Annotated in this window: 18 protein-coding genes; 13 read left to right on the plus strand and 5 right to left on the minus strand. The window is 40.7% G+C overall.

Annotated features, from left to right (window positions below):
• Nucleotides 1-52: 52 nt before the first annotated feature.
• The 11 genes from leuD (at nt 53) to OQ289_RS20005 (ending at nt 11,788) form a co-directional block, all read left to right on the plus strand.
• A complete protein-coding gene (leuD, locus tag OQ289_RS19955) occupies nt 53-637 on the plus strand; it encodes a 3-isopropylmalate dehydratase small subunit (protein ID WP_270088506.1) in 585 nt (194 codons plus the stop codon).
• Nucleotides 637-2,106, plus strand: coding sequence for an ATP-binding cassette domain-containing protein (locus OQ289_RS19960; RefSeq protein ID WP_270088507.1), 1,470 nt, complete (start codon nt 637-639; stop codon nt 2,104-2,106). Before leuD ends, OQ289_RS19960 begins: the two co-directional genes overlap by 1 nt.
• Before the next feature lie 262 nt (nt 2,107-2,368).
• Entirely contained in the window at nt 2,369-3,442 is a 1,074-nt protein-coding gene (gene leuB, locus OQ289_RS19965; RefSeq protein WP_033565506.1) for a 3-isopropylmalate dehydrogenase, read from the plus strand.
• Nucleotides 3,443-3,477: 35 nt separating this feature from the next.
• On the plus strand, nt 3,478-4,641 hold the full coding sequence (locus tag OQ289_RS19970) for a 2-isopropylmalate synthase (RefSeq protein ID WP_270088508.1): 1,164 nt from the start codon (nt 3,478-3,480) through the stop codon (nt 4,639-4,641).
• Between the two features lie 71 nt (nt 4,642-4,712).
• Nucleotides 4,713-5,966, plus strand: coding sequence for a threonine ammonia-lyase IlvA (gene ilvA, locus OQ289_RS19975; RefSeq protein WP_270088509.1), 1,254 nt, complete (start codon nt 4,713-4,715; stop codon nt 5,964-5,966).
• A gap of 207 nt (nt 5,967-6,173) precedes the next feature.
• Nucleotides 6,174-6,695 carry a DUF2911 domain-containing protein gene (locus tag OQ289_RS19980; protein ID WP_270088510.1) on the plus strand — a complete coding sequence of 174 codons (522 nt, stop codon included), beginning with the start codon at nt 6,174-6,176 and terminating at the stop codon, nt 6,693-6,695.
• 612 nt (nt 6,696-7,307) lie between these two features.
• Nucleotides 7,308-7,541, plus strand: coding sequence for a glutaredoxin family protein (locus OQ289_RS19985; protein WP_033565510.1), 234 nt, complete (start codon nt 7,308-7,310; stop codon nt 7,539-7,541).
• A 30-nt stretch (nt 7,542-7,571) separates the two neighbouring features.
• Nucleotides 7,572-7,979, plus strand: coding sequence for a class Ib ribonucleoside-diphosphate reductase assembly flavoprotein NrdI (gene nrdI, locus OQ289_RS19990; protein WP_270088511.1), 408 nt, complete (start codon nt 7,572-7,574; stop codon nt 7,977-7,979).
• Nucleotides 7,980-7,989: 10 nt separating this feature from the next.
• Entirely contained in the window at nt 7,990-10,044 is a 2,055-nt protein-coding gene (nrdE, locus tag OQ289_RS19995) for a class 1b ribonucleoside-diphosphate reductase subunit alpha (protein ID WP_270088512.1), read from the plus strand.
• A gap of 83 nt (nt 10,045-10,127) precedes the next feature.
• On the plus strand, nt 10,128-11,114 hold the full coding sequence (nrdF, locus tag OQ289_RS20000) for a class 1b ribonucleoside-diphosphate reductase subunit beta (protein WP_270088513.1): 987 nt from the start codon (nt 10,128-10,130) through the stop codon (nt 11,112-11,114).
• A gap of 143 nt (nt 11,115-11,257) precedes the next feature.
• Nucleotides 11,258-11,788 carry a hypothetical protein gene (locus OQ289_RS20005; RefSeq protein ID WP_270088514.1) on the plus strand — a complete coding sequence of 177 codons (531 nt, stop codon included), beginning with the start codon at nt 11,258-11,260 and terminating at the stop codon, nt 11,786-11,788.
• A gap of 46 nt (nt 11,789-11,834) precedes the next feature.
• On the opposite strand, the gene hutG is transcribed toward OQ289_RS20005, so the two are convergent.
• The 4 genes from hutG to hutH are packed head-to-tail and all read right to left on the minus strand — an operon-like array spanning nt 11,835 to nt 17,679.
• Nucleotides 11,835-12,821 (minus strand): formimidoylglutamase, encoded by a 987-nt coding sequence (hutG, locus tag OQ289_RS20010; protein WP_270088515.1) that lies wholly within the window; start codon nt 12,819-12,821, stop codon nt 11,835-11,837.
• A 4-nt stretch (nt 12,822-12,825) separates the two neighbouring features.
• Nucleotides 12,826-14,832, minus strand: a complete 2,007-nt coding sequence (locus tag OQ289_RS20015; RefSeq protein ID WP_270088516.1) for a urocanate hydratase — start codon at nt 14,830-14,832, stop codon at nt 12,826-12,828.
• A gap of 12 nt (nt 14,833-14,844) precedes the next feature.
• A complete protein-coding gene (hutI, locus tag OQ289_RS20020; RefSeq protein ID WP_270088517.1) occupies nt 14,845-16,095 on the minus strand; it encodes an imidazolonepropionase in 1,251 nt (416 codons plus the stop codon).
• A gap of 9 nt (nt 16,096-16,104) precedes the next feature.
• The gene (gene hutH, locus OQ289_RS20025; protein ID WP_270088518.1) at nt 16,105-17,679 is read right to left on the minus strand and encodes a histidine ammonia-lyase; all 1,575 of its coding nucleotides are present in this window, start codon (nt 17,677-17,679) and stop codon (nt 16,105-16,107) included.
• Between the two features lie 127 nt (nt 17,680-17,806).
• Here hutH and OQ289_RS20030 point away from each other — a divergent pair, with 127 nt between their 5' ends.
• Both OQ289_RS20030 and OQ289_RS20035 read left to right on the plus strand, forming a co-directional pair.
• Nucleotides 17,807-18,703, plus strand: a complete 897-nt coding sequence (locus OQ289_RS20030) for a LysR family transcriptional regulator (RefSeq protein WP_270088519.1) — start codon at nt 17,807-17,809, stop codon at nt 18,701-18,703.
• Between the two features lie 103 nt (nt 18,704-18,806).
• Nucleotides 18,807-20,609 carry a M60 family metallopeptidase gene (locus tag OQ289_RS20035; protein WP_270088520.1) on the plus strand — a complete coding sequence of 601 codons (1,803 nt, stop codon included), beginning with the start codon at nt 18,807-18,809 and terminating at the stop codon, nt 20,607-20,609.
• A gap of 37 nt (nt 20,610-20,646) precedes the next feature.
• On the opposite strand, the gene OQ289_RS20040 is transcribed toward OQ289_RS20035, so the two are convergent.
• Nucleotides 20,647-21,048 (minus strand): hypothetical protein, encoded by a 402-nt coding sequence (locus tag OQ289_RS20040; protein ID WP_270088521.1) that lies wholly within the window; start codon nt 21,046-21,048, stop codon nt 20,647-20,649.
• Nucleotides 21,049-21,059 lie beyond the last annotated feature (11 nt).

Raw genomic sequence — 21,059 nt, forward strand, 5'->3', positions numbered from 1 at the left:
TATCTATTACGGTCTTGAATCTTATATCTTTAATACACATATTTAAGAAAACATGAAAGTATTCAAAAAATTAACATCTCAGGTAGTACCATTACCTATCGAAAATATTGATACCGATCAAATCATTCCTGCGAGATTCTTAAAAGCGACTACAAGAGAAGGATTTGGCGACAATTTATTTCGTGACTGGCGCTTTGATGGGGACAACCAACCCAAAGCTGACTTTGTCATGAACAACCCCACTTACAACGGGAAAATTCTTGTTGCGGGTAAAAACTTCGGATGTGGCTCTAGCCGTGAACACGCTGCATGGGCAATCCAAGATTATGGATTTGATGTTGTTATAAGCTCTTTCTTTGCTGATATTTTTAAAGGAAATGCTTTAAACAATGGTGTATTACCGATTCAAGTTACAGACGAGTTTTTAGAAAAAATATTTGATTTAGTATTCAAAAATCCTGTAACAGAAATTATTGTAGACTTAGAAAATCAAACCGTTACGTTGACGGAAACAGGCGAACAGAGTACATTTGATATCAATCCATACAAAAAATCATGTTTAATCAATGGATATGATGACATTGATTTCATCCTAAACCAAAGAACAGCAATCGAAGCATTCGAACAGACTCAATAATGGTAGAGCCTTTTGTCCATATAGTCAATTTATCCCTCCAATACGGTAGCCATACGATATTGCAGGATTTAAATTGGCAAATTTTTCCAGGAGAACATTGGCTCATTGGCGGAAAAAGTGGATCAGGAAAGACTTCATTGGCCCAAGCTATAGTGGGACAACGAAAAACATTGGGAGAAGTAAGTATCCGCTTTCATGAAGCCCCCTCCCTCACTCCTAAAGCCGTATATGTATCCAGCTGGTTCCAATTTACGAACTTAGAAGGTGATCGCAATTTCTATTATCAACAACGATATAATAAATTCGCAAAAAACGACACGCTGACAGTTCACGCAGAACTTTTACACCATGCTAAAGTGGAGCAACTTCGTTTTGAAGATGTCCAAAGATATTTAGAAGCTTTTGGATTTGATAATTTCCAAGATCAACAGCTCATAGAAATGTCTAGCGGTGAGCACAAAAAGCTACAGTTGGTAAAAGCGCTATGGCTACAACCGCAACTGCTAATCATTGACCAACCTTATACTGGATTAGATGTACAGACAAGAAAAACTTTAAATACATTTTTTGATGAACTTGCGGAAAAAGGATCCCAATTGGTTCTCATTAATAATGATGACGAGCTTCCTAACTGTATCAATCGATTTGCAGAAATAAGGGAAGGAAAACTTCATTTTGTAAATTCAGTACAAGAAATCGAAAAAGAAGAAAATCGAATCCGAAAACCTCTTCCCTATTTTCTCCAACAAGATCCACAGGTCTCTGCTGAGGTAATGGTTCAGATGAACAATATAAATGTCTCCTATGGCGACAAGCATGTATTGAAAAATATCAGCTGGAAAATCAAAGCTGGAGACAAATGGCTCCTACAAGGGCACAATGGCTCTGGGAAATCCACGCTTTTGAGCCTAATAAATGGAGATCATCCTCAGGCATATGCGAATGATATCCACCTATTCGGAAAAAAACGCGGCAGTGGAGAGAGCATCTGGGATATAAAAGCCCATTTGGGTATAATCTCACCCGAATTGCATTGGTACTTTGATAGTAACGCCAAAATATGGCAGACCATTGCATCTGGATTCTTTGATTCCGTTGGACTTTACCAAAACCTTGGCTTTGATAAAAAACAAAAACTGGATCAAGTTCTCGATTTTTTTGATTTAACGGAGTATAAAAATCATACGTTGGGCACCTTGCCTTTAGGAAAGCAGCGGTTAGCACTCTTGGCTCGTACGATTGTCAAGAATCCGGAATTACTAATTCTCGATGAACCCTGTCAAGGGCTGGATGCAGAACAGTCCAGGTATTTTAATGAAGTAGTTGACGACCTATGCAAGCATGGACAGACATTAATCTATGTTGGACATTTCCAATCTCAATTACCAAAGTGTATCAACAATCGATTAATATTAGAAAAAGGCAAAGTAAAAGCCTGCGAACAGGATATAGAAAGCATACCACAGTAATGAAATCGCTTACTTCTAGAAACGGACAAATCTAGATAATCGCTTACGAAATACAGCGTTCATTACTTTAATAAAAGAAGAACAGATCCGTCAAGCGGCGAATCAAGGAATAATTTATTCTAATGAAACCGAGATATAAGTAATTTTGACATGCACTAGCAAATATTATTTATTCGAGTGCTCATCAGTAAATGAACCGAGTGTACCGAGCTCATTTACACCATGGAGTTCATATACTCCGTAAATAAAAAAGATAAAATAGATGAAAAAAAACATTTTAATCATCCCTGGGGACGGAATTGGACAAGAAGTAACAACTTGGGGTAAAAAAGTTTTAGAAAAGATTGGTCAAAAATACGGACACGATTTTGTATTCGACGAAGCAATCATGGGACATACGGCCATCGAGGCAACAGGAGATCCTCTCCCAGAAGAAACATTACAAAAGGCCAAAACTAATGATGCTATCCTTTTTGGAGCTATTGGCCATGCCAAATATGATAATGACCCAACAGCAAAAGTACGCCCGGAACAAGGCTTATTGAAAATCAGGAAAGAGCTTGGATTATACGCCAATCTTCGCCCTATTTTATTGTTTGATGAACTTTTAGATGCCTCTAGTTTAAAACCAGAAGTCCTCAAAGGAACGGATATCCTCTTCTTTCGCGAATTGACGGGCGATGTATACTTCGGAGAGAAGAAACGTAGTGAAGACAATACATTTGCATCCGACCTCATGAACTACAATCGTTATGAAGTCGAACGTATCGCCCGTAAAGCATTTGAAGCAGCACGCACACGAGGCCGAAAGTTATGTTCTGTAGATAAAGCCAATGTATTGGAAACTTCTCGTCTTTGGAGAGAAGTCGTGCAGGAATTAGCAAAGGAATACCCAGATGTAGAGACTGAGCACATGTTTATCGACAACGCCGCTATGCAATTGGTCAAGAATCCGAAGAAATTTGATGTCGTACTAACAGCAAATCTATTTGGCGATATTCTTACAGATGAAGCTTCCCAGATTGCAGGTTCAATGGGTATGTTAGCGTCAGCATCAATTGGAGATGGCACTGGTTTTTTTGAACCCATACACGGATCTGCGCATGATATTGCAGGACAAAATAAAGCCAACCCTTTAGCTTCTATTCTCTCTGTAGCGTTGATGCTAGATATCAGCTTTGGCTTGCAAAATGAAGCCAAGGAAGTCACACAAGCTGTTGCTGACACATTAAAAGCTGGTTGGAGAACTGGCGATATAGCGAATACCCAAACTCCGGCCGACAAACTATTAGGTACAAAAGAAATGGGTGCAAAGGTATTAGAATTTATTAAATAGTATTAAACAAGGTTCAAACATAAAAACGTAAAGCTATGTTACACGATCCAAATCACTTATATATTTTCGACACTACCCTTAGGGATGGCGAGCAAGTGCCCGGATGTCAATTGACTACTCCAGAGAAGATTGACATTGCAAAGGATTTGGAAAAACTAGGCGTCGATGTAATCGAAGCAGGTTTTCCAGTTTCCAGCCCAGGCGACTTTCAATCAGTAGTCGAATTGTCAAAAGCCGTAAATGATGTCATCATCTGCGCACTCACACGCGCTAACAAAAATGATATCGACGTTGCAGCGGAAGCATTAAAATATGCAAAAAGACCACGTATACATACCGGAATAGGCTCATCCGATTTACATATTCAATACAAATTTAACAGCACACGCGAAGAAATACTTGAACGTGCCATTTCTGCTGTAAAACACGCTAAGTCATATGTAGAAGACGTGGAATTTTATGCAGAAGACGCCGGACGTGCTGACTTGGAATTTTTGGCTAAGATGGTCGAAGGCGTCATTGCAGCAGGAGCAACGGTGGTCAATATTCCCGATACAAATGGTTACTGTCTACCAGACCAATATGGTGCTAAGATCAAATATTTGACTGAGAATGTTCGTAATATCGACCAGGCAATTATATCTGCCCACTGTCACAATGATTTGGGGCTTGCGACGGCCAATTCCATCGCCGCTGTTCAAAACGGGGCCAGGCAAGTAGAATGTACTATCAACGGTATAGGTGAGCGTGCAGGCAATACTTCTTTGGAAGAGGTGGCCATGATTCTAAAAGTACACAACCAGACATTCGGCGGCTTAACCTCCAACATCAACAGTCAGATGTTCACCTACTTAAGTAGAAAGGTTAGCGAGATGATGAACATGCCGGTACAGCCCAATAAGGCTATCGTCGGTCGCAATGCATTTGCCCACAGCTCAGGTATCCACCAAGATGGATTCCTTAAGCACAGAGAGACCTATGAAATCATCCGCCCTGAAGATGTCGGTCTAATAGAAGCTGATATCATCCTAACAGCACGTTCAGGACGCCATGCACTTAAATATCACTTAGAGCGTCTAGGATTTCTATTGGAAAAAGACGAATTGGCTGAGACATATCAACGTTTCTTGGTATTAGCTGATGCCAAAAAAGATATTTGTGATGATGACTTAAAGAGCCTCATCCAAGCTAAGATTTAATATAAAAGGCTGCGCGATGCAGCCTTTTAACTTTTATCACTCCTGATTACTTCAGAGAAATTAAAACAACAATGACTTTAGATTTATCAACCCTAACCATCAATTCAGAGGCTACTCTTGACCGTATCAAAGATGTTGTCAACAGGACACCTCTTCAATATAACCAACACCTCTCAGATAAATATCAGGCTGAGGTCTATCTTAAAAGGGAGGACCTTCAGATAGTTCGGTCCTATAAATTAAGAGGAGCCTATAACAAGATTGTTAGCTTATCCGAGGAAGAGCGCAACAAAGGAGTTGTATGTGCTAGTGCGGGTAACCATGCACAAGGTGTCGCCTTTTCATGTCGTAAGCTCGACATCAAAGGAGTTATCTTCATGCCAGGACCAACACCTCGTCAAAAGATTTCACAGACAGAAATGTGGGGTAATGGCAATGTGGAGATTATACTCACGGGTGACACCTTTGATGACTGCCAAAAAGCAGCGCTCACCTACACCGCAGAACATGGAATGACGTTTATACCTCCATTTGATGACCTCAAAGTAATTGAAGGTCAAGGCACCGTAGCTGTAGAAGTACTCCAAGACTTGCCAGACCTAGATGTTGTCTTTATTCCAATTGGTGGGGGTGGGTTGGCCGCAGGAGCAAGCTATTACCTGAAAAGCAAGAATAAAAATATCAAATGTTTTGGAGTAGAGCCCGAAGGAGCACCCTCTATGCAAGCAGCCTTGGATGCTGGTGAACCTATAGAACTTGGACACATCAATAAATTTGTGGACGGTGCCGCAGTGAAAAAAATTGGGGCAACTACATTTGAAATAGCACGTCAACTATTAGATGATACCCGTTCCATTCCCGAAGGAAAAATCTGTACATGTATACTGGAACTTTACAATAAAGACGCTATCGTCGTTGAGCCTGCAGGAGCTCTTTCTGTAGCCGCCCTGGAATTTCATAAGGAGGAAATCAAGGGGAAGAAAGTCGTTTGTATAATCTCTGGAGGTAATAACGATATTGACAGAATGAGTGAAATCAAGGAATTATCACTCTTGTATGAAGGCTACAAGCACTACTTCATCGTTCGTTTTCCACAACGTCCGGGAGCCTTGAAACTTTTTGTTTCTGAAGTATTGGGACCTAAAGATGACATCACACGCTTCGAGTTCATCAAGAAGACCGAACGAGAAAGAGGCCCCGCACTTGTGGGTATAGAGTTGAATAAACCAGAAGATTATCAGTCATTAATAGACCGAATGAAAGAATACAAATTTGAAGTTATCGAGGTCAACAAAGATCAAACACTATTTGAATACCTCGTCTAACAACGAATAGGTGCAGAGACGATCGATATTAAGAAAAGCTCCTCTCCCCAGAGGAGCTTTTCTTGTATACATATGTACCACCGTTATTATCCTCATCATATAGGAGCCCATCACGGTAATCATTGATTTATTTTTTATTCAGACAAACACAACATTATCATCAATAGTTTGTTATATTTAATACATCAAACTGTAAATTAACTCCTTATGAGAACACCTATCTTATTTCTATTCGCCATGTTGCTCAGCATAGCAACATTCGCACAGACAGACAAAGCCAAACGTCCTAGTCCTCCGGCCAATACAAAAATCACGACCAATGATGGCGTCACCATAGATATCAACTACAGTAGCCCTTCTTTAAAAGGGCGTCAGATTGGTGTAGACGTAGCTGAAAGAGGCAAAGTATGGCGGACAGGAGCCAATGAAGCCACTACATTAGAAATCGACAAAGACGTAATGGTAGAAGGTAAGAAATTGGCTGCTGGAAAATACGGATTATTCACCATTCCCGGCGAAAAACAAACAACCGTAATCCTCAATAAAGTGTGGGATCAATGGGGCAACTCCAAATATGACCAAGCACAAGATGTCCTACGCATAGATGTCAAAAATACAACGGCTAGTGCCGCACAAGAACAATTCAAAATCAATGCTGACAAATCGGGGAAGATTTCCCTAATCTGGGGTACGTATAGTGTACCCTTCAATATTAAAAAAGCAAAGTAATATAGTGCCTACATATATGCTAGCGAAATCATTTATTGTTTTCGCTAGCATATCTCCTTGGTCATGCCTTTTATTAGCCTGTTTTAAGGATTTTCGAAAAACCAAACAGGAAAAAGCCGTCTGCCTCCGATTTAAGCAGTTCAATCGGCCAAAAATAGAACTGTCCCCCTTCGTCATCACCCCATTAGATTTCCTAAAATCTTACCACTATAAAAAAAGAAAAAACAATCTTTCTATTTGCTTATTTGAAGTATTTGACTATTCAAAAAATACTGCAAAAAAAACAATTTTAATGCGTCATTTTTGTCTTACTTTTGTCATCAATGAAATGGAATTTTCACCCTTGAAATTTGGTTGTAAAATTAATTTTAAAGTTATCCACATTCTCAACATCAGCTGAAAACCAATCATTTACCAAAAATAATCGCGCAGGAACGCTGTTTACAGCAAGTTGTTAGTTCAGTTGTGGAAAAGTATCATTAGCCCTCCCATTTAAAATAGTTGATATTTGTTCAACGCTTGGGAAAACTATCTCCCGCGAGTACTTTTAATCATCTTCAGACACTAACTTTCGACCTGGGGTGAAATGTCTGGCTTTATACATTAACAATCATGGCAAGAATCATCAAATTTGAAAAAAATGACTGTGCACCATGTGCACAAGTGTCGGCATACCTGGATCAAAAAGGTATTCAATACGAAACCATTAATCCTTTTGATCAGCCTGAATTAGCGGTCAAGTTCAAAGTCCGTACTGTCCCTACAGTCATTGTGCTTGAAGATGAGGAAATCAAAAGTCGTATTATTGGATTCAAACCGGAAGAATTGGCCGCTATTGCGTTGTAATCATGTGTATCACTATTCAATCAACAGAACATGGTACATATTTATTACGACTCACGTACAGGCAATGTGCAACGGTTTATGGACAAGCTGACACAAGTCACGGGCTGGCACACGCATAAAATAACCGAAGACTTATGTGTTGAAGAAGCGGGACATTTAGTCACCTTTACGACCAACTTCGGGCAGATACCAGAAAGTACGCTTTCTTTTGTGAGGAGAGAAGCACAGCATATTATTTCCGTCACCTCTAGCGGGAATCGCAATTGGGGACGTAATTTTGGTCTTGCAGCCGACAAAATAGCCGCAGACTTTGACATCCCTCTGGCATTCAAATTTGAACTGTCAGGAACAATGGAGGATATTAATCAATTTATTGACATCATAAAGAATAACAACTATGATAGCGAACGAGGTAGCAAAAAGCTGGATATTGCTTAACAATGAGATCATGATCAAACATGAGGACGAGTATAGCTTGCATAAAGATAAAGAAGCTGTACGCGCCTATTTCTTGGAATATGTAAATAAGAATACTGTATTCTTCTATACATTGAAAGAGAAGATTGATTATCTAATCGAGCAAAATTATTATATTGACTTCTATGAATGGTTTACATTCGAACAAATGGAAGAGGTATATAACTTTGTCTACTCCAAAAAATTTCGCTTTCAATCCTTTATGAGTGCGTTCAAATTTTTCCAGAGCTACGCATTGAGGGACGACTCCGGAGAAAAATTCTTAGAGCGCTATGAAGACCGTGTAGTCGCTGTCGCATTATTTCTTGCACGTGAAGAAGGTGTCAATAAAGCTATTGAATACGCAGAAATTTTCATCAATCAAGAGTATCAACCTGCTACCCCGACTTTCTTGAATGCTGGAAAAAAACGTTCTGGAGAGTTGGTATCTTGTTTTCTTGACGAAATCGGTGACAATCTCAATGGGATTGGCTATGCGGTAGACTCAGCAATGAAACTGTCGTCCATTGGAGGTGGTGTATCATTTAATATTTCCAAAATTCGTGGCCGTGGAGAAGCCATAAAAGGTGTTGAAGGTCGTGCCGGAGGCGTATTGCCAATTATGAAAATCATGGAAGACACATTCTCGTACGCCAACCAACTTGGACAGCGTCCAGGGGCGGGTGCTGTTTATTTGAATATCTTCCACTCAGATATCGAAGAATTCCTCGACTGTAAGAAAATCAACGTCGACGAGAAAGTCCGTATCAAATCTTTGTCCATTGGTATCATCGTTCCTGATAAATTTATGGAACTGGCTGAAAAAGACGAAGCCGCATACCTCATCTATCCACACACTGTCATGCAAGAATATGGCAAGTATCTCGATGAACTGGATATGGACTTGATGTATGAGGAGTTGATTACCAACCCCAACATCAAGAAGAAAAAAATCAATGCTCGTCACATGCTTGTGAAAATAGCGCAAACCCAAAAGGAATCCGGTTACCCATATATCTTCTTCAAAGAGAATGCGAACCGTGAACATGCTTTGAATGGCATTGGACAGGTCAAATTCTCGAATCTATGTACTGAGATTATGCAAGTATCAGAAGTCTCCGATATTAATATCTACGGAAGAGAAGATACTATCCGCTACGGAATATCGTGTAACCTGGGATCGTTGAACATCGCTACAGTGATGGATAATAAGCGTGTAAAGGAAACAGTCAAAACGGCAATGCGCGCCCTCACGGTCGTATCCGATGTAACGGATATTGAGATGGTGCCATCTATAGCTAAGGCCAACCGTGAGTTACACTCCGTAGGTCTAGGAGCAATGAACTTACATGGCTTCCTAGCGAAAAGCTTTATCATGTACGAATCAGACGAAGCATTGGATTTTGCGAATACATTCTTCATGATGATGAATTATTATTCACTAGAAGCATCCATGGAGATTGCTAAAGAACGCCAAAGAACATTCGTCGGTTTTGAAAAATCAGGATATGCCGATGGATCTTACTTTGACAAATACTTAAGTAGAGATTATCTTCCACAGTCGGATAAAGTAAAAGAACTCTTTGGAGATATGTACATTCCTACAATTGAAGATTGGGCAAACTTGAAAGAACAAGTCAAAGAACATGGCGTATACCATGCTTACCGTTTAGCAATTGCTCCGAATCAGTCGACTTCATACATCATGAATTCAACAGCTTCAGTAATGCCTATTGTAGATATCATCGAAGTACGCGAATACGGAGATAGTACGACTTACTACCCTATGCCATATTTAACCAATGATAATTACTTCTACTTCAAGTCTGCATATGACATGGATCAAATGAAGGTATTAAAATTAATATCTGTTGTGCAACGTCATATCGATCAAGGTGTTTCAACCATCTTACATACCAACTCGAAAGACTCGACAAGGGATTTGGCAAAGTACTATATCTACGCGCACAAATTAGGATTGAAATCGCTATACTATACGCGTACGCGCAAATCGTCTATTGACGAGTGTGTATCCTGTTCGGCATAAAAAGAAAAAAAACATAATCATATAGAAGCTGAATATCAACGACTACATTCGTTAGTATTCGGCTTCTTTCAACAAATACCACTATGAACAAAAAAATAAGAGCAGTCAACTGGAATACCCCGGACAATGATTATGCGTTGATGTTTTGGGAGCAGAATATAAAACAATTTTGGATTGATACGGAATACATACCCTCAAAAGATATCGACAGCTGGAAGGGATTGAGCTGGGATATGAAAGAGTGTTACAAAAAAGCATTGGGAGGCCTTACTCTTTTAGACACACTACAGAGCCATACGGGGATGCCAAAAATCATTGATCACATTGATTCCCTACAAAATAAAGCTGTATTGTCTTACATGTGTATGATGGAAGCTATCCATGCCAAATCCTACTCGACTATATTCACCACTGTATCCACGACCAATGAAATTAACGATGTATTTGGTTGGGTAGAGGAAAATAAACAGCTACAATTTAAAGCGCAGACAATCGATAAATATTACCGATCGATTGACAAAGAGAATCCAACAGACGAAGAGTTGTTCATGGCTTTAGCGGCGTCGGTTTTATTAGAATCTTTCTTATTCTACTCCGGATTTTTCTTACCGCTTTGGTTGTGTGGACAGGGACAAATGGTCGCTTCTGCCGATATCATCAAAAAAATTATTGCCGATGAATCTATCCATGGTATTTTTGTAGGATTAATCGCTCAAGATGTATATAGAAGGTTACCAAATAAAGAAGAAGTAAAAGGAAGATTCTTGACCCTCTTAAACGAGCTTTACGAAAACGAATTAAAGTATACTGAAGAAATCTATACAGTTGTAGGATTGACGGCCGAAGTTAAGGAATATGTTCGTTACAATGGAAATAAAGCCTTGATGAATTTAGGTTTTGATCCTATTTTCGAAGTTAAGCAGGTCAACCCTATTGTACTGAATGGATTGAATACCGAAACAACCCAACATGACTTCTTCTCTAAGAAATCTACGAATTACGAAAAAGCAACCGAGATTGTCCACTTAATGAATGAGGACTTTCAAATGGATGCTACAGTCAATATCTAACACCAATAGAACGTTCCTACGCGTTCTCAAATGGGCTATACCTGAAGGCGTTCGACGATAGTTGAACGCCTTCATCATTTATTCATTGGCTACTCTTGCTCAAACCATTTTTCTTACTTAGCTTTATAGTAAAGCCATTGGTTATGAAATACTTCATACTCTTCTCTCTATATTTACCCCTTACAGTCCTAGCTCAGGAATTAAAGGTTCATTTTCAAAAAGATAACGACAGAAGTGAGCCCGCTTACTTTGTCAATAACATCTTCACACAAAAATCTGTGATGTCCACCTTGAAGCCGAATTTAATTGACAGCTTGTATGTAGATAAGCAAGACACAACCATTAATGGGAAAAAATATGCAGGTAAGATATTTATAAAATTAAAAGAATCGGCTAGCTTTGACAAATCAAACTTGCTAAGTCTTGAAAATATAGATAAGAAATATATTAAAACAGCTACAGCCAAAATATACCTAATAGATGGAGTTGTTATCACCGAAAATCCAGCGACCTATTTAGTCGATATCAACAATATTGCGAACATTACTGTCACAAAGTTAAACTCAGATGCCGCGAATTTAAAAGATGCCGAGCTAGTATATGTGAACACCCACGAATACCACAAAAAACAATCGATAAGAATTCGTGGAAATAACGCCCTTACGGCTAGATAAAACATCTTATATCTGACAGGGAGTCTTCGTTTGCGAAGACTCCCTGTCAGATATCCTTAGATAATAACCTAAAGACTAAATCTGCGCCCAACTTAGCTGTTCGACTATCAACATCATATAGTGGATTCAGTTCTGCAATATCCAATGAAATCAGTTTTCCACTATGCAGGATACGGTAGAACATTTGAAAAAAGACATCATCTGGAACAATTCCACAAAAAGCAGTTGCACTAACCCCCGGTGCATATGCCGCAGCAAAGACATCCAAATCCACCGTTAGATAGACAACATCACACCTCTGGATAAAATTATCTATTTTCCCTAGGTGTTCAGTAATATCATTCTTCATTCGCAACTCATCCGCTAAAATATATTCCACACCCAATTCAGTTGCCGTATTGAACAATAATTTGGTATTACTGATTTGTTGTATACCTATAGCCAAATAGGCCATCTCACAGTCCTTACTATCCAAATCCTGTGCAATTTCATAAAATCCTGTGCCAGATGTAGACGTCCCCCCCTGAGGTGCCCTTAAATCAAAATGAGCATCGAAATTAATAATACCTATTGTACGGTCAGCTCCGAAACATCGATCAATACCCTGGAAATGACCATATGTAACCTCATGTCCACCACCCAATACAATTGGAAAACCTCCCCCTTTGATAATCAACTCTACCGCAGCAGCTAAAGCTTGCTGCGCCCGCTCCAAATGGCCATCTAGGCAGACAATACTTCCTCCATCATACAATGCACTTTCATGATGTACTGGCAAATTTCGCAATACATCCCGTATAGCTACTGGACCTCCAACAGCCCCTACACGACCTTGATTACGTCTCACACCCTCATCACAACAAAATCCTAACAACACATATCCTCCATTCCATGACGGCTTATCTGTACGGAGGTCAGCTACAACAATCCTCTGATGCCAACGAAGATACGCTGTAGAATCACCATCCACTCTCCCTTCCCAGTCGTTCTCATCCGCTAACTGATAATAGAAAGAATCTAAAATATTTTCCATGTAGCTATTGTTTAAATAAGCTTCTGATGGTCTCATCCGCGACCAAGTGTGCCTGAGTCACCCTAAGCTGACTACTGCGTTCCAATTCTCGTTTTATAGCATCCATTGCTTCCGGATTACGGGCCCAGGCCCTTCTGGCAATACCATTGTTCACATCAAAAAACAACATCTGCACCAATTTTTCATCCGCTTGTGCGGTACCATCCAACACCAACCCGAAACCACCGTTGATGACCTCACCCCATCCGACACCACCGCCATTATGAATCGATACCCAGGTAGCCCCCCTGAAGCTATCCCCAATGACATTATGAATGGCCATATCAGCCGTAAATTTACTTCCGTCGTAAATATTACTCGTCTCCCGATAGGGCGAGTCTGTGCCACTTACATCATGATGATCGCGTCCTAAAACAATAGGTGCCGACACCAATCTCTCTCGAACAGCTTGATTAAATTTTTCTGCAATTCTAATTCGTCCCTCAGCATCTGCATATAAGATGCGCGCTTGAGAGCCTACCACCAGTGCATTCTCTCCCGCTTCACGGATCCATTGGATATTATCATCAAGTTGCTGGCGGATATCCGCAGGAGCATCTTGCTTAAGTTCCAACATTACTTCCAAAGCCAGCTGATCCGTCAAGGCAAGATCTTCCGGCTTCCCTGAAGTACACACCCATCTAAAAGGACCAAACCCGTAGTCAAAGCACATTGGACCTAAAATATCCTGTACATACGATGGGTATTTAAAATCTATACCATTGTCCGCAAACACATCCGCACCTGCCCGGCTAGCTTCCAAAAGAAAGGCATTACCATAATCGAAAAAATAAGTTCCCCTCGCCGTATGCTTATCTATTGCTTCTACATGCGCAAGCAAAGACTGTTTCACTTTCTGCTCAAATAACTTTGGATTTGAGACAATCAAAGCATTGGACTCTTCAAAACTAAGACCCATAGGATAGTATCCTCCCGACCAAGGATTGTGTAAAGATGTTTGGTCACTACCCACCGTTACAAAAATATCCGCTTCATAAAAACGCGACCATAGCTCCACCACATTCCCGATATAAGCAATAGATACCACTTCCTTTCGATCCATGGCCAATCTCACCCGATTGATCAATGCACCTATCTCCAAAAACAACTCATCCACCCATCCCTGTTCATGACGTTTCTTTGCAGCCACAGGATTCACTTCAGCACATACTGTAATACATTTGGCAATATTTCCAGCTTTAGGCTGGGCTCCACTCATTCCCCCCAAGCCCGATGTCAAGAATAGCTTTCCCCTACTATTATCTCCCAATTCCAACTTCTTACGGAATGCATTCATTACCGTGATAGTGGTACCATGTACGATTCCCTGCGGTCCGATGTACATATAGGACCCAGCTGTCATCTGACCATATTGTGTAACGCCCAATGCATTGTAACGCTCCCAATCATCAGGTTTAGAATAATTCGATATCATCATTCCATTCGTTACAACGACCCTTGGAGCAGCGGTAGAAGAAGGGAATAATCCCATTGGATGGCCGCTATACATATGCAGCGTCTGTATATCTGTCATATTAGCCAAATATTGCATAGTCAAGCGATATTGTGCCCAGTTCTGAAACACAGCACCATTGCCACCATACGTAATTAATTCTTCCGGATGCTGGGCCACTGCAGGATCCAAGTTATTCTGAATCATCAGCATGATTGCTGCTGCATGCTTGCTTTCAGCAGGATATTCCTCGATGGGTCTAGCATACATCCTATATCTAGGCATAAATCGGTACATGTAAATACGACCATATATATCCAGCTCTTCTAAAAACTCCTTTCCCAACTCCGCGTGCCAAGATACCGGGAAATAACGCAATGCATTCCGTATCGCTAGTTTTCGTTCCTCCTCAGTCAAGATTGCCTTACGATTTGGAGCATGACTAACCGTTATACTACGCCCTCTTTTCTCAGGTAACCGATTGGGTATTCCTTGTAAAATTTCTTCTTGAAATGTCATACTTTTACATTTTTAGTCCAATACTCGTTCTCCACCAATCCACACCTCCTCTGGAATCATTTGTCCTTGCAGATAGGTTATTTCCTCAATATGTGCTGTCCTATAAATAGCAAAATCTGCTCTATATCCGGGGGCTAATACCCCCCTATCCTCCATACCCAATGCAGCCCCAGCACGGCAGGTCAAGCCAGCAAATACTTCTGCATTCGTCAACTTCTCAAACGTAGCCAAAATCGATGCCTGTGTCATCAGCTGTCCCATAGGTGCCGATCCAGGGTTCCAATCACTAGCAATAGCTAGACTCGCACCTGCATCCAACAGCTGTCGAGCCGGTGTGAAGGCACAACCAATACCTAGAGACGCCCCTGGCAATGCTACAGAAACTACATCTGACGCTGCTAATTGTCGAATCTCCCGCTCGCCTGAACACTCCAAATGATCCGCACTCCTCGCTCCAAACGCTATAGCTACTTCACTACCTGATGTGGAGAACTGGTCTGCATGAACCGTTATATCAAATCCCATTTCTTTCGCCCGCATAAAGTATGGTTCAATTTGGGCTTTCGAAAAAGCACTTTTTTCTATAAATGCGTCTATCCTGTTTGTTAACCCCTCGGCTTTCAGTATCGGAAATAATTCCCTCGCTATCATATCCAGATATTCTGTATGCGTGCCTACATAATCTTTGGGCAACGTATGTGCAGCTAAACAAGTCGGTACGAGTGTTGCCTTACAGATAGTCCCCGCCCTCCGAATAGCTCTTAATATTTTCAGCTCTTCCTCCACACTCAAACCATAGCCACTCTTCACTTCAATAGTAGTAATGCCTTGTTTAATCAGGCTATTTGCTCGTTTCAGAATTAAGAAAACCAATTCCTCCTCACTCGCATCACGAGTATCTTTTACCGTACTCCAAATTCCCCCGCCACTTTCGGCGATTTCAAGATAGGAGCTTCCCGCATTTCGCATTCCAAAATCACGAGCTCTTGTCCCTGCAAAAGCAATATGGGTGTGCACATCTATCCAGCCCGGTGTCAGCACCATGTCGTTATCAATAGAGAGTATTGTTGCAGACAACTCTTTAGCTTCATGCTGCAAGACTTCAAAATTACCAATAGCTTTAATCGTTGCGCCGTCCAACAATATCCCGGCGTCACAAATCACTTTTAAATCCGAATCGTGCAACGCTCCCTTAAGAGGAGTTCCCTCCATCGTCAAAACCTCACTAAAAGGACCAATCAGTATATATTGATTTCTATTCATGACCATCATTTAATAACTGTCAAACAATTCGCTCCCCTCACCAACATAATCTACACCTTCTTGAGCAGCCACCCTTTTGGCTTTATCTAATAGCTCCCCATTACGAACTATAGTCAATGCAGTATCTATTATCACCGACATTGTCTGGTCCTCTTCCACGTGAGGGATTAAACTTCTGATATAATCGTGCAAGCCAGCAATTATAGGCGTAGGCCGGAGCGGCGCATGAAAGTCTAAGGCCTGTGCTGCACAGAGCAATTCTATTGCCTGTATTTTTTCGACATTATCCAATACCCGCAACAATTTGCGTCCACTAATAGATCCCATACTGACATGGTCTTCCTGCCCTAAAGAAGTCGGAATGCTATCCGCACTTGCAGGGAAACAAAGCCCCTTATTCTCGCTAGCTAATGCTGCAGTTGTATATTGAAGAATCATAAATCCAGAGTTGAGCCCAGTTGACTTTAACAATAATTTAGGGACATTCGGCGTATCTCCCTCTAACGATAGATAGATTCTCCTGTCCGCAATATTTCCTATTTCTGAAGTCGCCAAGCAAGCATAATCCAAAGCCATTGCAAGTGGTTGTCCATGAAAATTCCCTCCACTAATTGTCAATCTATCGTTAATTAAAACAGGATTATCCGTGACCGAATTGATTTCAATCTCCACCAATTCTTTCAAGTGAAGCCACGCTGTACGAGAAGCACCATGTACCTGAGGGATACAACGCAGTGAATAAGGATCCTGCACGCGCGAGCAATTGGCATGAGATGTAACTATTTCAGACCCTTCCAATAGATTAAAGATAGTACTCGCTACAAACTTATTTCCCCCATAAGGTCTTAAATCGTGGAGTTCCTTAAAGAAAGGCTTAATGGATGCATTCATCCCTTCAAGCATTAAGGTCGCAATCAAGTCTCCCTGCATCAAGGTTTGATGCAATTTGACTACCCCCATGACCGCATGTGCAGCTATAAATTGTGTCCCGTTGATTAAAGCTAGCCCCTCTTTGGCTGCCAGATGCAAAGGAGCAATCCCCATTTCAATTAACAATGTTGAAGTCTCGCGCACCTCATTTTTGTAGTATACTTGTCCCAAACCGATTAAGGGCAAAAACAGATGAGAAAGCGGCGCTAAATCTCCTGAAGCACCAACCGACCCTTGTTTAGGCACCAACGGAATTACGTCATGATCTATATGCCAAATAATACGATCGATTGTACTTTCCTGTACACCTGAAAATCCTTGCGCCAACGCATGAGCCTTCAAAATCAACATCAACTTGGAAAGCTCTTGATCAATAGGCTCTCCAATACCTACCGCGTGGCTTTTTAGAATATTCTCCTGTAATAACTTCGTATCTGTAGAATTTATCATCGTAGTACATAGTGGCCCAAAACCAGTATTGATACCATAGACAACCTCATCTGAAGCAACAATTCTTTCTACAATCTTAGCACTCTGTTGCACACGTACTCTATAAGATGAAGATAGCTCCGCACGGATTTTCCCTTTCGCAATAGCCAGGGCAGTTGATGTCTTTAGATGATCTTCACCGTAATGGAATATTGATTTTATCATATGCGCGATTTGATTTTATAATGGATGCACTTCTGCTACGTTGAATTCAATAGAAGAGAAGCTTTTATCAAATTTACCAGCTATATTTGATAATCAGAAATACCAAAAAAGTCAAGAATTGATAACTATGAGTAATCAAATAGAATTAAGGCATCTCATCTATTTTAGTGTATTAGCCGAAGAACTACATTTTCGGAAAGCATCCGAACGACTTTTTATCTCACAACCCGGTCTTACAAGGCAGATTAAGCAGATGGAGGACATCTATCAAGCTCGCCTCTTCGAAAGAGGTAAACGCGCGGTCCACCTTACCCGCGCCGGAGCATTCCTAAAGACAGAGGTTGATATTCTCATGAGTCAGTTGGACAATATCCGTGTACAAATAAAAAAAATAGCCGATGGGAAGATTACCGACCTCTCTATTGGATTCATTGGTTCTGCTGCACAAAGTATTATGCCCGACCTCCTATCTCGTCTCAATGAAGACTTTCCATTAATCGAGGTCAGTATGAATGAACTTCCTAACAATACACAAGTCCACTTTCTTCAAACCAATAAATTAGACTTTGGATTCGTCCGAACTGCGGTACCTCCTCTCGGTCTATTGATGAAAAAAATCGGAGATGAATCTTTCTCATTAGTCATCCCGAAAGATTACCCCATACAACTACACAATTTCGTCTCTCTGACACAATTTAAAGATGAATCCTTTATCTTATTCTCCCGAGATTATGGGAATGCCTACTACGAGCTCGTCATGAGTATCTTCAGCGACCATGGTTTCATTCCCCAAGTACATCATAAGACCGTAAATGCACTAAGTATTTTCAAACTCGTAGAAAAAGGACTCGGAGTTGCCATCGTACCAACCTCTCTAAAGATTGGATATGATATCCCCGTCAATTTTATTGAGTTGGCACATCTTCCACAACGAAGTCAATTATCCCTGCTTTGGAATCCAAAAAATAGAAACTCTGGAATCCCCGCACTCTTAGAAGTATTAGAAAAATCTATTCATCCGTAACTTTTTCATGATATTAAAGTTAGGCAATCGATTGCCCGTCCCTAGTCCTTAAAGATAGCACAAGAGATTAGATATATTTGGGTTTGATATACTTAATCTTGTTATGAAAAAAATACTATTCATATGCCTAGTCATGTCCAATATGGCATATGCACAAATCAATACCACCGATATTTTTAAAAATGTCAATCTGACAGCACTACGAAAAAACGTGACATCAGAAGATATAAGTGGGATACAAAATCCTATATTCAAACGCGTAGCCCAACAACTTTACAACAAAGAATACCCCTTAGCACAACGTTATCGTAGTTATGCACAATACCTCTCTCCCAAAGTCTTGGCATCCCAGCTCAAGACAAGCCCATATTCACAGTATGAAAATCCAACCGGAATCTATTTTAACACTGGAGACTCCGCCGTCATTTGGGTTGGAAAGACACATGGAGCCACACCTTCCCTACGTGTGACGAATTGGGACAACGAAAAGTTTGCACAAAAGGACTACCCCTTAAAAGAAGGCTACAATACCTTCAAAATTGAAAATCAAGGAAATGCATATATCTACAATTATACAGACGGCAACGTTAGCAAAAAAAAGCTTGACATCCATATCTTAACTGGTCAGCTTAATGAGATATTTGATATTAGTAAACATACCAATGAAGATTGGAAAAAAATATTAGATAATGCTTCCGGTCCCGTCATCGACATTGTAGGCAAACAAGTGCATTTAGCTTATGCAGTTTCATCATTAAGGGTCCACGCACCAGACCAAGGAGTTGAACTTATACAGCTCTATGATTCTATTGTCGGCATCCAACATCAAATCATGGGCTTGAAGCAAACAAAGCGCATCCCGAAAAACAGAATGTTTGGAAGAGTCATCTGGAAAGGATTCATGCATGCAGATGGCATTGGAGCCGCTTTTCATGACAACACCATGAAGGATATCGCCAGTGTAACCAATCTTCGCAAAAATTCTTGGGGAGTAGCGCATGAATTTGGTCATGTCAACCAGGTACGTCCCAATATGAAGTGGGTCGGTACCACCGAAGTAACTAACAACATTTACTCCGTATGGACACAATACATATACAACACTGCAACACCTAAATTAGAACGCGAAAAATTAAAAGACTATGATGAACCCACTGTAGGTGGGCGTATCACGGCTTACATGGAGTCTGCATTTATCCATCGTCAACCTTGGCTGACACAAGCTGGACCTGACCGATGGGATAGAGAACGTCCGCGCGATTGGGGTGGAGACCACTTTGTCAAATTGGTACCGCTATGGCAGCTCCAACTGTATTTCGCTGTTGCTGGTAAGGGCAATTCCTGGGGCAATTCCAATTTTTATGGAGATATTTTCACAAAAGCGATAGATGCTCCCCAAACCGAAGGCAAATCAGATGCCTACTACCAATTGGAATTCATCAAAAATGCTTGTGATGCCACTAAACTTGACCTATCTGATTTCTTCGAAAAATCAGGTATGTTAACGCCGATCGACCTATGGGTTGATGATTACATCTGTGCACAGATGACCATTACCAATGAAGACATCTTAGCTATTAAAAAATATACATCAAAATATCCCAAACCTTCCACACCAGTCCTACATTACATCACCGCCAATAGTGTCAAGGCCTATCAAAATAAACTGGAAGTCATGGGGGTTACGGGAAAAGGATACTCAAAAGAAGACAAGAAGCTACTGATAGACAACAACAAGTGGCAAAATGCTGTCGCCTATGAGACCTATATTGGAGACAGATTAGTTAAAGTCACATTTGTGGGGGCCGGATCTGCAGATGCCTCAACGACGACAGTACGCACTCCAGAAGGAACAACTAGTATCAAAGCTGTAAGTTGGGATGGAAAACGGATAGACGTCCTATAACAGGAAAAAAAATAAGGCACCTGGTCTATCAAGTGCCTTATTTTAATTTAGCATCTATCGTCGCTAGATAACCATAATCTTCAAAAGCAAAGCTCGATGTTTGCTTTATGACATAATCCAATATTAGTCTCGCCTTCATCAACAAATTCTGCTGTTCAGAAAGCTGTCCACTATGCAACCCATCTTGCATCATAACCAATCCCAACGGGCGAAGCTGCTCGACCTCTAGATCTGTTCGGATATAGGCCATTAGGTCCTCGTCCGAAAGCCCTAAGAAGAAACTCCTATCTTTCCCAAAAAAGTCAATATATCCTTGATTAAAGAAATCCGTGTCCTCCACTTCTTCAAATGCACTATATCGATCTGTAATCAACCGTAGATATTTTCCGATCTCGTTCATCCAGTTCATCAATGTGTCTTTCTCAAATCTTATTCCCATCGTGTTTCTAT

Source organism: Sphingobacterium sp. SYP-B4668, assembly GCF_027627455.1.
Lineage (GTDB): Bacteria > Bacteroidota > Bacteroidia > Sphingobacteriales > Sphingobacteriaceae > Sphingobacterium.

Coding starts and splice junctions, on each gene's coding strand:
- leuD (WP_270088506.1), top strand. CDS start 53: ATGAAAGTATTCAAAAAATTAACATCTCAGGTAGTACCATTACCTATC.
- OQ289_RS19960 (WP_270088507.1), top strand. CDS start 637: ATGGTAGAGCCTTTTGTCCATATAGTCAATTTATCCCTCCAATACGGT.
- leuB (WP_033565506.1), top strand. CDS start 2,369: ATGAAAAAAAACATTTTAATCATCCCTGGGGACGGAATTGGACAAGAA.
- OQ289_RS19970 (WP_270088508.1), top strand. CDS start 3,478: ATGTTACACGATCCAAATCACTTATATATTTTCGACACTACCCTTAGG.
- ilvA (WP_270088509.1), top strand. CDS start 4,713: ATGACTTTAGATTTATCAACCCTAACCATCAATTCAGAGGCTACTCTT.
- OQ289_RS19980 (WP_270088510.1), top strand. CDS start 6,174: ATGAGAACACCTATCTTATTTCTATTCGCCATGTTGCTCAGCATAGCA.
- OQ289_RS19985 (WP_033565510.1), top strand. CDS start 7,308: ATGGCAAGAATCATCAAATTTGAAAAAAATGACTGTGCACCATGTGCA.
- nrdI (WP_270088511.1), top strand. CDS start 7,572: ATGGTACATATTTATTACGACTCACGTACAGGCAATGTGCAACGGTTT.
- nrdE (WP_270088512.1), top strand. CDS start 7,990: ATGATCAAACATGAGGACGAGTATAGCTTGCATAAAGATAAAGAAGCT.
- nrdF (WP_270088513.1), top strand. CDS start 10,128: ATGAACAAAAAAATAAGAGCAGTCAACTGGAATACCCCGGACAATGAT.
- OQ289_RS20005 (WP_270088514.1), top strand. CDS start 11,258: ATGAAATACTTCATACTCTTCTCTCTATATTTACCCCTTACAGTCCTA.
- hutG (WP_270088515.1), bottom strand. CDS start 12,821: ATGGAAAATATTTTAGATTCTTTCTATTATCAGTTAGCGGATGAGAAC.
- OQ289_RS20015 (WP_270088516.1), bottom strand. CDS start 14,832: ATGACATTTCAAGAAGAAATTTTACAAGGAATACCCAATCGGTTACCT.
- hutI (WP_270088517.1), bottom strand. CDS start 16,095: ATGAATAGAAATCAATATATACTGATTGGTCCTTTTAGTGAGGTTTTG.
- hutH (WP_270088518.1), bottom strand. CDS start 17,679: ATGATAAAATCAATATTCCATTACGGTGAAGATCATCTAAAGACATCA.
- OQ289_RS20030 (WP_270088519.1), top strand. CDS start 17,807: ATGAGTAATCAAATAGAATTAAGGCATCTCATCTATTTTAGTGTATTA.
- OQ289_RS20035 (WP_270088520.1), top strand. CDS start 18,807: ATGAAAAAAATACTATTCATATGCCTAGTCATGTCCAATATGGCATAT.
- OQ289_RS20040 (WP_270088521.1), bottom strand. CDS start 21,048: ATGGGAATAAGATTTGAGAAAGACACATTGATGAACTGGATGAACGAG.